This window comes from Paenibacillus sp. B1-35, from assembly GCF_050474385.1.
Classification (GTDB): Bacteria; Bacillota; Bacilli; order Paenibacillales; family Paenibacillaceae; genus Paenibacillus_B; species Paenibacillus_B alvei.
In genome coordinates this window covers 156929-170135 of the sequence record NZ_JBCHVJ010000006.1, presented here as the reverse complement: position 1 = coordinate 170135, position 13207 = coordinate 156929, and the positions used below count along the sequence as shown (strand labels likewise).

Annotated in this window: 11 protein-coding genes and 1 pseudogene; 9 read left to right on the top strand and 3 right to left on the bottom strand. The window is 48.7% G+C overall.

Annotated elements, in window-relative coordinates; genetic code table 11:
- The first annotated feature begins 12 nt into the window (after positions 1-12).
- Genes ACQ5BJ_RS19950 through ACQ5BJ_RS19920 form a run of 7 tightly spaced genes read left to right on the top strand, consistent with a single transcriptional unit; the run spans position 13 to position 6407 of the window.
- Complete coding sequence (locus ACQ5BJ_RS19950) at positions 13-588, top strand: sigma-70 family RNA polymerase sigma factor (RefSeq protein WP_268621630.1); 576 nt, start codon at positions 13-15, stop codon at positions 586-588.
- On the top strand, positions 578-1408 hold the full coding sequence (locus tag ACQ5BJ_RS19945) for a hypothetical protein (RefSeq protein WP_005548401.1): 831 nt from the start codon (positions 578-580) through the stop codon (positions 1406-1408). Before ACQ5BJ_RS19950 ends, ACQ5BJ_RS19945 begins: the two co-directional genes overlap by 11 nt.
- A gap of 29 nt (positions 1409-1437) precedes the next feature.
- Positions 1438-2277, top strand: coding sequence for a carbohydrate ABC transporter permease (locus ACQ5BJ_RS19940; RefSeq protein ID WP_430112088.1), 840 nt, complete (start codon positions 1438-1440; stop codon positions 2275-2277).
- A 13-nt stretch (positions 2278-2290) separates the two neighbouring features.
- On the top strand, positions 2291-3169 hold the full coding sequence (locus ACQ5BJ_RS19935) for a carbohydrate ABC transporter permease (protein ID WP_268621632.1): 879 nt from the start codon (positions 2291-2293) through the stop codon (positions 3167-3169).
- A 20-nt stretch (positions 3170-3189) separates the two neighbouring features.
- Positions 3190-4347: an efflux RND transporter periplasmic adaptor subunit gene (locus ACQ5BJ_RS19930; RefSeq protein ID WP_262866631.1), complete on the top strand. Its 1158-nt coding sequence runs from the start codon at positions 3190-3192 to the stop codon at positions 4345-4347.
- Between the two features lie 51 nt (positions 4348-4398).
- Positions 4399-5727, top strand: coding sequence for an ABC transporter substrate-binding protein (locus tag ACQ5BJ_RS19925; RefSeq protein WP_430112085.1), 1329 nt, complete (start codon positions 4399-4401; stop codon positions 5725-5727).
- A gap of 23 nt (positions 5728-5750) precedes the next feature.
- Entirely contained in the window at positions 5751-6407 is a 657-nt protein-coding gene (locus ACQ5BJ_RS19920; RefSeq protein WP_005548392.1) for a hypothetical protein, read from the top strand.
- Between the two features lie 418 nt (positions 6408-6825).
- Here ACQ5BJ_RS19920 and ACQ5BJ_RS19915 read toward each other — a convergent pair whose 3' ends face one another.
- Complete coding sequence (locus ACQ5BJ_RS19915) at positions 6826-7974, bottom strand: oxalate decarboxylase family bicupin (protein ID WP_430112083.1); 1149 nt, start codon at positions 7972-7974, stop codon at positions 6826-6828.
- 468 nt (positions 7975-8442) lie between these two features.
- Here ACQ5BJ_RS19915 and ACQ5BJ_RS19910 point away from each other — a divergent pair, with 468 nt between their 5' ends.
- Together ACQ5BJ_RS19910 and ACQ5BJ_RS19905 are read left to right on the top strand one after the other, a co-directional pair.
- The gene (locus tag ACQ5BJ_RS19910) at positions 8443-9312 is read left to right on the top strand and encodes a lipoate--protein ligase family protein (RefSeq protein ID WP_289356128.1); all 870 of its coding nucleotides are present in this window, start codon (positions 8443-8445) and stop codon (positions 9310-9312) included.
- Positions 9313-9455: 143 nt separating this feature from the next.
- A complete protein-coding gene (locus ACQ5BJ_RS19905) occupies positions 9456-10148 on the top strand; it encodes a LysR family transcriptional regulator (RefSeq protein WP_430112081.1) in 693 nt (230 codons plus the stop codon).
- A 276-nt stretch (positions 10149-10424) separates the two neighbouring features.
- Here ACQ5BJ_RS19905 and cydB read toward each other — a convergent pair whose 3' ends face one another.
- Both cydB and ACQ5BJ_RS19895 read right to left on the bottom strand, forming a co-directional pair.
- The gene (cydB, locus tag ACQ5BJ_RS19900; protein ID WP_005548382.1) at positions 10425-11441 is read right to left on the bottom strand and encodes a cytochrome d ubiquinol oxidase subunit II; all 1017 of its coding nucleotides are present in this window, start codon (positions 11439-11441) and stop codon (positions 10425-10427) included.
- Positions 11425-12833 (bottom strand): annotated as a pseudogene (locus ACQ5BJ_RS19895) (cytochrome ubiquinol oxidase subunit I). Before ACQ5BJ_RS19895 ends, cydB begins: the two are co-directional and overlap by 17 nt.
- Positions 12834-13207 lie beyond the last annotated feature (374 nt).

The window sequence follows — 13207 nt, the reverse complement described above, 5'->3', positions numbered from 1 at the left end:
GGCCCTTTTTTCATGAAAGATATCAATATCGAGCACTGGATTGAACGGATGAAGGAAGGGGATTCGTCTGCATTCCAAGTGATCTATGATTGGTCATTCCCCGAAATCTACCGCTCCGCTGTCTTTTTGATGACGGAAAAAAATGAGATAGAGGATGTCATGAACGAGATTTATTTTCAGCTGTGGCGATCCATCGGCAATTACGATGCGAATCGTCCCTTCCGATTTTGGATGCATGGCATTGTGCTGAAGCAAATACAAAAGTGGAGAACAAAAAGCTGGAGAAGGTTCCGAATCTTCGAGAAGAAGAGGCTCTTAGAGAGGGAAGAGCATCTGTTCACGGATCGCCAGATCTTGGAGGCCGAAACCCATCGGGAGATGTTGACCATGGTTCATCAACTATCCTACAAGCTTCGGGCGGTGATTATTCTGCGCTATTATCACGAATATACCTTCGATGAAATCGCTGAATTGCTGGACATTCCCGTGGGCACGGTCAAATCCAGGCATCATGCTGCACTAGGGAAGCTTCGCGAGCTCAGCTCGTATCTAGAATCAGCAAAGGAGCAGGAACTTTATGTCCATTGAACAACAACTGCGCGATAAGCTTCAGGATTGTGCGGAAGCAATGGAAAATCCATCTGACATGCAGAAGCGCATTCAAGAAGCTTCTTACGAGCGATATCGCAATGAAAAAAATAATGAAACATCAAAATCAAATCTGAACATTCGCATGGTAGCCTGTGTGCTTGCGGTTGTACTCCTCGCGCCAATTATCATTTATACCGGTCCTACCGTAGCGGCACAGATTCGCACCTTGCTCAATCTATCTGGGACAGAAGATGCGCGCAACTTCGTCACGAAGGATGCGGATTCAGATTATGTCATTACGAACTTATATGCGGATGAGATTAGCGGCAATAAGACGGCGCAAGAAGTGCTTGCGCGCATTTACCGTGGGTTCCCTGAGACGAAGAACTTCGACATCGCAAACGCGCAAATTACCAAGGGAATCAGGGCCGGTGAAAAGATCCATATCTTTAATATCATGTTAATGGAAAAAGGAAAGACATTTGCGGAGCCGCATCAAGAGATTGTAGTCAATGCTGATGTGGATACAGGGCAGATTCATTTTGTGCAAACGACTGGCTTAGAGCCATACGCTCCGCATGTTGCGAAATTGCAGGAATCGGAAGCGATTGCTATCGCCAATGCATTCTTGAAGCAATTGGATGTGCCTATTGATGGATATGAGCCTGAAGTGTCAGGAACCCAGCCAGGTAAAGCACAAGGAATCGGTCAATTCATCGTTATCTACAAGCGTGCAGAGGATGGCAAGAAGCTGTTCCAAGTGAACCTCCAAGATGGAGGCATAAGTGTAGCATTCTCCCCTTCAGATAAGTCATGAGGCGAAATCGTATCAGCAGAAGAGAGAGCATGGTGGCTCTAACGTTCTTGTTGCCGAGCGCCATTGGCTTTGCCTTGTTCTATCTCATTCCGTTTGGGATGGGGTTTGTCTACTCGGTATTGGATCGAACGGTTGGCGGTTCATTTGTTGGACTCTCGAATTATCAGGAACTGCTCAGCAGCGATTCCTTTCGCAAAGCCGCCTTGAATTCCTTCTGGTTCACGGCAATGAATGTCCCGCTAATGTTAGTGCTGTCACTTGGAATCGCGCTCGTGCTGAACCGAAATCTCTATCTGCGTCAATTTTTTCGAATGGCTTATGTCCTGCCGCTGGTCGTGCCCGTTGCCTCCGTCGTAATGGTGTGGCAAGTGCTGTTTGATTGGAATGGATCACTTAACGCCTGGATGCATGCTGCCGGGCTTGAACAAATAGATTGGATGAAATCGGACTGGGCGAGAGGCGTTATTTCCGTATTCTACCTATGGAAGCATATCGGCTACAACATCATCTTATTCCTTGCAGGACTGCAGAGCATCCCGCGAGATTACTATGAGACGGCTGAATTGGAGGGGGCGGGCAAGTGGTTTCAATGTTATGGAATTACACTTGTCTACTTGACCCCAACGATGGTCTTCGTCGTTCTGATGTCGATTATGAATACGTTCAAGATATTCCGCGAAACGTACCTGATCGCAGGAGATTACCCGCATGACAGCATCTATACACTTCAGCACTACATGAACAACATGTTCCTCGGGATGGATGTACAGAAGCTGTCTGCGGCTGCGACGCTTATGGTGATAGTTATCTTTATCATTGTGACGATTCTGCTTCGGATAGAAAAACGATTTACACAATTTATGGAATGATACGGGAGGGAGAATGAAGAACAGGGGGGCCATTCGGAACCTGTCGTTCACGCTAGTGATGGCATGCATCGGGCTCATCATGTTATTCCCAATTGTGATTACTTTCACAAATTCACTGATGACGGAGCATGAAATTCGCGGGAATTACGGTCTAGTGGGTCAAATGCCAGTCGTTACGCAAGGGGAGCCTGCTGTATTCGTGAATCTGAAGCTTATTCCGGATTGGCTGTCCTTCGAGCAGTACGGGAGAGTCTTGCTAGAAACGCCCACGTATTTGTTCATGCTATGGAATTCCATCGCGATGGTCGTGGCGATTATTGCGGGACAGACCGTTGTCAGTGCACTGGCTGCGTACGCATTTGCCAAGCTCCGGTTCAGAGGGAGAGAAGGCTGGTTTCGGGTGTACTTGCTGACGATGCTGATGCCTTTCCAAGTGACCTTGGTTCCGAATTATATTATTGCTGACAAGTTGGGACTGATGAATACAGCAAGCGCGATTATTTTGCCAGGGATATTCGCGGCATTCGGTGTGTTCATGCTGAGGCAATTTATGCTCTCGATTCCCTATGCGCTGGTTGAAGCGGCTCAGATGGATGGCGCGGGTCATTACCGCATTTTCTATCAGATTATGCTGCCTCTGATGAAGCCGGGGATTGCGGCGCTGATCGTCTTGCTGTTCGTCGATTATTGGAATATGGTCGAGCAGCCGCTGATTTTCCTCGAGGATGCATTCAAGCAGCCATTATCGCTCTATTTATCCAGAATTCATAAGGAAGCCCAAGGCATCGGCTTTGCCGCGTCGATAATCTATATGACGCCCATGGTTCTCCTGTTTTTGTATGCGGAGTCTTATTTTATCGAAGGCATTCAAATGTCGGGGATCAAAGGGTAGCTCATGAGAGGAGGGATAGGATGGCTATAGGGTTCACAGCAGCGCTGGATGCAAGAAAAAAACGAAAAATAGTATGGCTCTCCGGCCTGTTCTTCAGCTTGCTCCTTTTCCTTACCCTGGCGAGCAATACATTGCTGACGTTACATTTGCCGAAGGTGCGCACCGAACAAGGGAGGGAAGGAGCGCTAGTAACCACGTGGCGTGGTACGGCCCGATTAATACCTCGGCAGCATATCGATTTATCGAACAGGGCGGAGTGGTCAATCAAAAAGGTTTATGTAAAAGAGGGAGATCGTGTAGTTAAGGGGCAGACGTTAATCACCTATGAGAATCCTGCTGCTGTTCAGGAAATATTGGATGTACAGGCGGGCCTTGCAGGGCAGCGGCTAACATTAGTTGACTTGCAGGATGATTATATTGAAGCCGTACAAAATAACGACGGTATGCGAGCGCGCAGCACAAAGCGGGAGATAGAACGTGTGCGAATAGCTATAGGAGTTCAGGAGCGAAAAGTGACCACGATGCAGTCGGAGGCGAATGATCGTAGACGAATCATCGCGCCCTTTGACGGTGTTGTGACACAAGTACGTGCGACGCCGCAGCTTCCTTCAGGAAGCGGCGGCCCAGATGTTAGTGTAGCGAATAGGCAGCAAGGGTATCAATTCGAAATTGTCATCCCGGATGCCTTCGGCCGGGAATTGCGTACCGGGGAAAAGATACGCGTGCATATCGAGCATGAGGAGGCAAATGTTCCGGTTGAAGGGAGCATTACCGACATTCGACCGATGGCAGGCGTTGATGGAGGGGCTTCCCTCCAAGAGGAAGCAGAATGGAGTGCATCGCAGACAAATTCGAGTCAACGGGTCATTGTGAAGGTTCAACATCCGAATATTCAAGCGAATGAGCTCGTAAGCGTGGAATTGACACAAACGAAGAAGAGCGATGGCGGCATGCTCGTATCAAACCAAGCGATTCGTCAGGCAGGGAAGGACAGCTATGTGCTTATTATCGAAGAGCGTTCCGGCCCATTGGGCAATATTTTTATTGCTAGCAAGGTTTCCGTTCGATTAGGGGGGACGAATGGCCAAGAAACGCTGGTGCAAGGGGTATACGCGAAAGCCCAGATTATTGTCGAGAGCAGTGAGCCAGTAACAGATGGTCAACGTGTAAGGATCTAATGCGTTTGAGCGCGCAACGATCCCATGAAGAATGGAGAGGAGCGATTCAGGGTGAAAAAAAGGAGTGTACGCAGTCTGGTCGTTGCATTAACGATAGCGATGACATTGGCAGCATGTGCCGGCAAACAGGCTGGTGAGGCGAAGCAAGAAGAGCAGCAGGGACAGGACGGGAAGAAAGTCGTTGTCTTGTCCGTATTGGGAGCGGATCCTGTGTATGCTCAGGCTGAGAAAATGTATGAAGCGAAGCATCCCAATGTGGATATTCAAATCAAAGAATACAGCCTAGGGGGAGGCTCCAATCAAGAAGGAAGTGCCGAGAAGTATGTGAATACCACTACTACAGAGCTATTGTCCGGTAAAGGGGCCGATTTGATCGACTTGAATGTGAGCGGCCTGCCAATTGGGAAATACGTAGACAAGCAAGCGCTGGTGGACTTGAGCGAGCTGATGAAGCAGGATCCTGCCTTTGACTCTAATTCGTACGAGATGAACATTCTGGACGGGGCCAAGATGAGAGGAGGTCTCTATGCGCTGCCTCTGCGGTTTTCCTTGGACAGTCTTATGGGCGATGCGAAGGCAATTCAGCAATCCGGCGTCACATTCGATGACAACGCATGGACATGGGGAGAGTTTACGGAAGTAGGCAAACGTTTGGCAGCGTCCGGCGGGCACACGTATTCGCTGGGGAATACGCCGCCAGAGCGGATGTTGAACATTCTGTTCGCTGATAACTATGCTCGCGTTGTCAATGAGGAGCAGCGCCCAGCCAGCTTCGATGCCAATGCATTTGTCGGATTGATGGAGCAAGTGAAGACGATGTATGTAGATAAGGTAGCGACGGATGCGACAGTGAGCGCAGGAGATTACTTTTTTGCACCTAATTTGATTACTTCGCCGGAAGATTACTTCAGTACGCCAGCAATGTTCTATGAGCAAGGGAAGATTTATCGCAAGCCGCTCGCGGCTGGGCAACAGGCCGGCGGCACCTTCGTGACATCTAACAAATTAGGGATGAATCGGAATTCGAAGGTGCAGGCCGAAGCATGGGATTTCATGAAGTTCTTATTGTCTGAGGAAATACAGACCATGCCTGGACTGCGAGGGTTCTCTGTCAATAAAAAGGTAAACGAGCAGACGCTCAAGGCGCTTGAGGACAAAGGCACTGTCGAATCGCCAACGGGATCCGCAATCCAGATTCAGAAGGCAGACATTGACATGGTCAAGCAGATGCTGGCCGATGCGAACACCGCAATAATGGATAATTCAAAAGTTCAATCGATTATCGAGGAGGAAGCGAAGGCTTACTATAACGGTCAAAAATCGGCACAAGCGGTTTCGGATTTGATCGCAAACCGTGTGACGACCTATTTAAATGAATAGACACGGAAGGGGGGGAGGCACAAATGCGAAGTGATAGGGATGGAAGCAGGTTGAAAAAGTGGATGGTTCTATTGGCACTTTCGGCAGCGGTCAGCATTTCTGCTTGCAGCTTCTCAGGCAGCGAGGAGAAGATTGCTGATGAGACCAAGAACGTCTCTTTGACTCCGCAGCAGGAGGAGAGTGAGCAAGGGAGAGCAGAACAAGAGAATAAGACTGCGGAAACGGAGGCTCCTGAGCAAGGAAGAATTCACGTGTTCTCGAATTTGATGTCACTGAAGCTCCCGCAGGGATTAGAGGCGCAAACGAATGAGACATCGAACTCGAAGCTTGTTTACACGGATAGCAGCAAGAAAGTTAAGCTTGAGATACAGCATGATCCAGAACAGCTCGTGACCGATGCTGGAATCGATGAGGGTCGAATAAAGATGAAGGGAATTTTGGAACAAGACAGTGGAGGAGAAAAGCTAGAGTGGTTGAAAAATGAAACGCTGCTCGTTCATGGGAAGCACATTGCAGTCAATGAAGTTATTATGCCTTCTCAGAAGGGAGACACTTATCGTCTCGTCGGCTGGGCGGAACTAAATGGGGCACATCTTGAAATTCAATTTAGCGCTCCAGCTATTGAGCAAGGGGAATGGCAGAAGGCCGTTCATGAAATGATTGAATCGATTCAGATGTAGAAAATCAAGAACAATGACAGATCTACAAGGCCTACTAATTTCATTGATGGAAATAAGATAAACGTTGTTCTTTATTTGGACATGAAAAATGCTCCCCTTACGGTTAACAGGTTTCACCTGTCTATCGTTTGGGGAGCATATTATATCCCACCTACGGGCAGCCTTTTTCTGCACATGTTTAGCATTGCCTAGCTTCATCCATAAAAGCTTCGGGCTTATGCTGCCAGCTCCAAGTTTGTAAGAACAAGCGGGGCCATAGACTTGGTACCGCCCCTGCAGGATTTCTTAGGCCAATAACTAGATGACCTAAGTCGTGTTAGATTGCCACGACTAAAGCCGCTGCGTTCCTGTTCCTCGCTATATACCCCGTACCGAGCAAAAAGCATTTCGATAAGGATTGAGAGACGCAGCTAAAGCTTTAATTTTTAATCACAGGTCGTTTATCATTATGCAAAGTCTTGATGAACTTATCATCAATGTTGAGTGTCTCTTTGAGCAAATTAGGAGGCGTCTGTGACATCCATTGGTTCAGCGAGACATCTGCAAAGCGGTCGCTTTTGAACATCTCAAGGAAGATCAGCGGCTCTTCCCCCGTATTTTGGACATAGTGTCCATAAGCAAAAGGCACATATCCAACGTCCCCGGCTTGATAGTCAAAAGTGCGGGCATGTCCTTCCGAGGCAAATACAGTCATTCGGCCTTTGCCCTGAATGTAATACTGCCATTCCGCCGCATTAGGATGCCAATGCAGTTCGCGCATACCGCCCGGTTCGATTTCAACAAGGGCCGATGCAATGGTTTTTGCAGCCGTGAAGTTGGTGGAATCAGCAATGCGGACTTTGCCTCCATTTGTAATTATAGGTTCTTGGTTGAGTAAATGGTAACTGAAAGAATGCGCAACCCCGCCATTTGTTTGATGTGGGCGTTCCTTTGCAATGGGGCCCGGCACCGTTCCTTGAAACATATATCTTTCTTCTGGAGGAATATTCTTGAGAGCTTCTTCCGGTACGCTGAAATTGGCGCTTAATACATCTTTGGGTGTATGGGAGAACCAATCTGAAATAGCAAAGGTACTATTTTCAGAGAATGAACCGTCATCGAAAACCAGGAGGAATTCACAGCCTTCCTTAAGGCCGGTAATGGAATGGGGGATGCCTGATGGGAAATACCACAAATCACCTTCACTTACATCGTCAATGAATTCTCGCCCATTCTCATCAACAGCTGTAATGCGTGCTCTTCCGCCTAACATGTAGGCCCACTCGGCTTCTTTATGCCAATGAAGTTCACGGACACCCCCTGGAGTCAATCGCATATTCACAGCGGCAAGCGTCGTCGAGACCGGCAATTCGCGTACTGTCACTTCACGGGACCAGCCGCCGCGTTCAATACGAACATGGGTATCAGAAAAAGAGAATTTCAAATTCGGAATTGTGCCTGAATCGGTTACCGGTGGAACAAGCAAATCCGGATTTTGAAGATCGCGTTCAATATTTCTTGGGCCTTCATCAGTTGCTCCTTGATCGCCTCTAATTGGTTGTGGAATCTTATTTTTCAGCTGTTCCATTGTAAACGTCTCCCTTCATTTCAGATGAACTGATTTGCTTTCGTGGAAAAACGAAAATGGGAACACCTCACAACAGGCGCAGTATTTAGATCCGGCGGCAACGGTAACTCCGAGACCAACGGCCTAAACAGGAGTGAACTGATTCCTTCGACGTTTCATCAATAAAAATTGATGCTTGAAATCAATCATTATGATGCCCTCCCCTTTACTGGTTATTTATGCCAGATTCGTGGTGGCTGTCTCTATCATAGCAGAGGCAATATCAAATATCAAAACATGGTAGAATTGGTGAAAAAAACATATAGGACGGAAGGTTGCTAGCTGATGTAACAGATACGAACGTTATCAGCGGCGAGACTTCTTATTTTTCCATACGGACTCATTCCGTGTTAAGCTACATATAGTTTGGCGGAATCCGATTATAATAAAGGTTTGGCAGGTTTTGATGATTTAAAGGGGGATGCAGAAATGGCGGATTGTACGACTTCATTAACGAAGGGAGAAGGACTGGACAATATTTTATTGCTGGATCGCACGCAGCATCTGGAGGAGCCCGACATTTTGTATCCTTTTGCATTGGACGAGCTGCTGTGCAGACATACGGGCAAGGGAGGACCCGCTGTATGTCATCTGTGGCGTCATCCGCGAGGCTTTGTGATGGGGCTGCGCGACAGCAGACTGCCGCATGCCGCAGAAGCGCAGCAATGGCTGGAGTCGCTTGGCTACTCGACGGCTGTCCGCAGCACGGGCGGGGCTGCCGTACCGCTCGATTTGGGCGTTGTGAACATTTCATTGATCCTGCCAAAGGAAGGGCTGGGCGACAAATGCTTCCGCTCGGACTATGAGCGCATGTATCAGTTGATTAAGCTTGCTCTGCGGAACACGGGCTATACGGTCGACAAGGGTGAAATCGATGGCGCATACTGCCCTGGCGATTATGATCTCAGCATAGGCGGCATCAAATTTTGCGGCATTGCGCAGCGGCGTCAAGCTCATGCCTTTGTCGTGCAGGCATTCGTCATATGCGAAGGTTCGGGCAAAGTGAGCGCTGAGCTCGTCCGCTCCTTCTATGAGCGTGCTGCGTTGGGCGTGTTGCAAGCGGATCATCCTGTTGTGACGGAAGATAAGACAGGCAGTCTCGAAGAGCTGGCTTCGCTCGGCAGCAATGTTGGGATAGGGGCGGCGCAAGTCTTTATAGATGCTGTGAAGAAAGTAGTGCAGGAACGCCAGTCAGAGCGTTGTCTCGAACAAGCGGCTTCAGGATTGTGGCTCCCAGAGTCAGAGCAAGTGCATAACGTCATCCATACATTGCGTGAACGTTACGGAATCAAAGCTTGAGCGTAAATAGGTAAGAGTGGAATCCTCCACATCTAAGGAGACCATTTGGAAAAGGGGCGCAGGAATGGACATACGCAAATTGCATTACTTTATTGCTGTAGCGGAAGAGCTTTCATTTTAACCGTGCAGCGGAAAAATTGAATATGTCACAGCCTCCCCTCAGCCAACAAATTCAAGCTCTTGAAAAAGAAATTGGCGTAAAACGATTGGAACGCAATACCAGGCAAGTTCGTCTTACGCCTGCGGGCGGACTAATGATTGATCTTATACAAGCATTTCGGGGGCGTTTCCCACAAATACAGCTTACTTTGCGTGAGATGACCTCTGCCCAGCAAGGGCAGGCTTTGCTCGATGGAACTATTCACATCGGATTTCTTCGCTCCATCGAGTGTGCAAAGCCTATTGATTATCGAACCTTCACCAGTGAATCTCTTATTGCCATACTTCCCGAACAGCATCCCTTGGCTAGTCAGCAGATTTTGTCCGTCAGCTCGTTAAAATTGGAGCCGTTCATCTTGCCTCCGCGTCATCTTGGCGTTCCTTTTCACGATATCATCATGGGCTTTTGCGCACAACATGGCGTTTATCCGAATGTTGTACAGGAAGCGATTCAAATGTATACCATTGTAAATTTGGTGGCTGCGAATTTCGGCGTTTCCATCGCACCTACTTCGGTTGCCGTATTCCAGCGCAGTGGTGTTGGATTCCGGCCATTTGAAGAAAGTGTACCGTCGGTTCCCCTTATTGCCGCTTGGAGAACCGATACGGATAAGGGGGCCTTGTCCGCCTTTCTTGAGACTATGGAAGACATAAGTCCAGCAGCTACAAATGAATAATCCGTGATTAGCCGGTTTTACCCGGATCGCGTTCAATAAGCCCGTCAAGTATAAGGTCGATTTGCTAATGTACACAAGCATGCGCTGTCTGATCGTCCACTTGCGCGCCGTGAGTAATCCAATTTCCCAAAGCAATCTCGCTTACGGATAATCCGCTTGTACCAAGCTTTCGCGAATTCATTCTAACCCCTCCTTTTCAGGTAACGGTTCGAGTATAGCAAGCTTATATTAATTGGTGAAATACTCATTATTTTGCGTATTGATTCGAAAATCCTATTAATATTCCAGATGTTCCTTATCATCGATCCGCTTGCGGAAGACGTAGTAGCTCCAAATTTGATATCCAAGCACAAACGGCAGAATTGTCAACGAGATATACGTCATCACCTTTAGCGAGTAAGCGCCGGAAGCGGCGTTCATAATCGTCAGATGGAACTGAGGGCTGATCGAGCTGACCATAACCCGCGGGAACAATCCAATGAACATGCTCACGGCTGATAGAATGATAACGGCACCCGTCATGGCGAACGCCAAGCCATCCCGTTCCCGTCTAATGAGCAACATGGCTAGAAGCAACGCGCAACCAGCTAACAGAGGCAGGATAATCCATACGCTGCCATGCACCGTATAAATATCGGTGCTGACATACGTCATCATGGCGAACAGCAGCAGGAGGACGACAACTGCCGGGCTGACATCGCGTGCTGCCTTCCGTGCCCGCTCCCGCAGCTCGCCAGTGGTTCGCAGTGTAATGAAGACGAGCCCGTGCAGGATGCACACCATGACTACGGCCACACCGCCAGCGAGGGAATATCCGTTCAGCAGATCAAGCACACTCCCGACCATTTCCTTGCTGCCGTCAATCGGCACACCGCGAATCATATTGGCAAATACGACGCCGAACAGGAACGGAGGCAGCAGACTCCCGATGAATATCGCGGCATCCCAAGCTTTTTTCCAAGCGCCATAATCCATCTTACCTCGAAATTCGAATGCTACTCCGCGCGCGATAAGCGCCAACAGCAGCACGACGAATGGAATATAGAAGCCGCTGAACAACGTGGCATACCATTCTGGAAAGGCAGCGAACATAGCTCCTCCAGCCGTAATTAACCATACCTCGTTTGCGTCCCAATACGGGCCGATTGTGTTGATGATGATGCGCCGCTCATGATCCGTCTTCCCGAGGAACCTAGCGACCATGCCTACCCCGAAGTCAAATCCTTCAAGGAAGAAAAATCCGACGAATAAGATGGCAACGAGTATGAACCATAACTCATTTAGCGATAGCATGTGCTTCCTCCTTATCAAGTGGATCGTAATTCTTCATATCTTCTTTCTCCGGTTTTTCCATCTGCTCATCTTTACGAATTACCTTGACGAATAGAACAGCGTCGATAATGGCCAGTACCGCATAAATGGTCGTAAAAGCAATGAGTGAGAAGAGCAGCTCTTCCGCCGTAACGGTCGGCGATATGGCGTCCTCTGTGCGCATGACTCCGAACACAACCCACGGCTGACGACCCATCTCGGCCATAAGCCATCCCGCCGAATTGGCGAGGAACGGAAAGGCGATCATGCCGACCATCAGCTTCAAGAACCAGGGGCGCTGCTCTAGCATCTTTTTGCGGGAAAATAGGAGTCCGAGGATGCCGACAAGGCACATGAGCCCTCCTGCTACGACCATCATGCGGAAGCTCCAGAACGTCATTTTGACCGATGGAATATAATTTCCTGGTCCGTACTTCTGTTCATAGCGCGCTTGAATTTGATTCATCCCTTCCACGCTGCCGCTAAGCTTGTTATACGATAGCAGACTGAGCATATAGGGGACTTGGATATCGAACGAGTTCTCTTTCTTTTCCGTATCTATGTTGGCAAATAGAGTGAACGGTGCTGGATCCTCGCTTGTATCCCAGAGCGCCTCGGCTGCTGCCATCTTCATCGGCTGAAAAGCGAGCAGATGCTGCGCCTGTGCATGCCCAATGTAGGCAACGAGGACGGATGAAATCAAGGCAACGGTAATCGAGACACGGAACGAACGGCGGAACATGTCCAGATTGTGTCCACGCAGCAGCTTCCATGCACTGACGCCTGTCATAAAGAAGGCGCCGGTTGCGAATGCAGCGAATAGCGTATGCGGAAATTGCAGCCATAATTGCGGATTCGTAATAAGCGCAAAGAAGTCGCTCATCTCTGCCCGGCCGTTTTTGAATTCATATCCGACTGGCGCATGCATGAATGAGTTGGCCGTCAAGATCCAGAACGCGGACAATACGGTGCCGATCGAGACGATCCAAATGCAAGCGAGATGAACGCGCTTCGATAAGCGCTCCCAGCCGAACACCCACAAGCCAATGAAGGTGGATTCCATAAAGAAGGCAGCAGCCCTTCAATGGCAAGCGATGGCCCGAACACGTCTCCGACGAAACGGGAATAATTGGACCAGTTCATCCCGAACTGGAACTCCTGCAAAATGCCGGTGACGACGCCGACTGCGAAGTTAATCAGAAATAATTTGCTCCAGAATAAGGCAGCTTGCTTGTAAATCCCCTTACCCTTGAGGACATACAGCGTCTCTAATACAGCGATTAAGAACGCCAGTCCGATCGTCATCGGGACGAAGATGTAGTGGAATAGCGTTGTTGAAGCAAATTGAATTCGCGCGAGAATGACTTGATCCATAGAGGCCTCCTATTGGCAAAAAGCGATGTTCGTTCGTGTAGGATGGGTTGCGTGCTTGAAATAAACAATGTGAATAACTTCACGTTATGGGATGCTCTGTGTGCTGACAATGGTTGTCATCGGTTTGAATGTGTTGGGCAATTCATCTAAATATGATGTAGGTGCTGTAGGTGCATCGCAATAAGGTGCATCGCGATTTCCTGACTCATAGCGCTGTTATGCGGTATGAGTGGGCTGATTTAGATACATTCACATGTTCAGCCTTATCATAGAGCAGAGTGGATGGGATGTCGCCATCCATTTCAGCAGGGGGAGATCATCCATGTTCAAGAGACTGACACAGAGTTGACAACGTTTCGATGAAATCAAGCCAT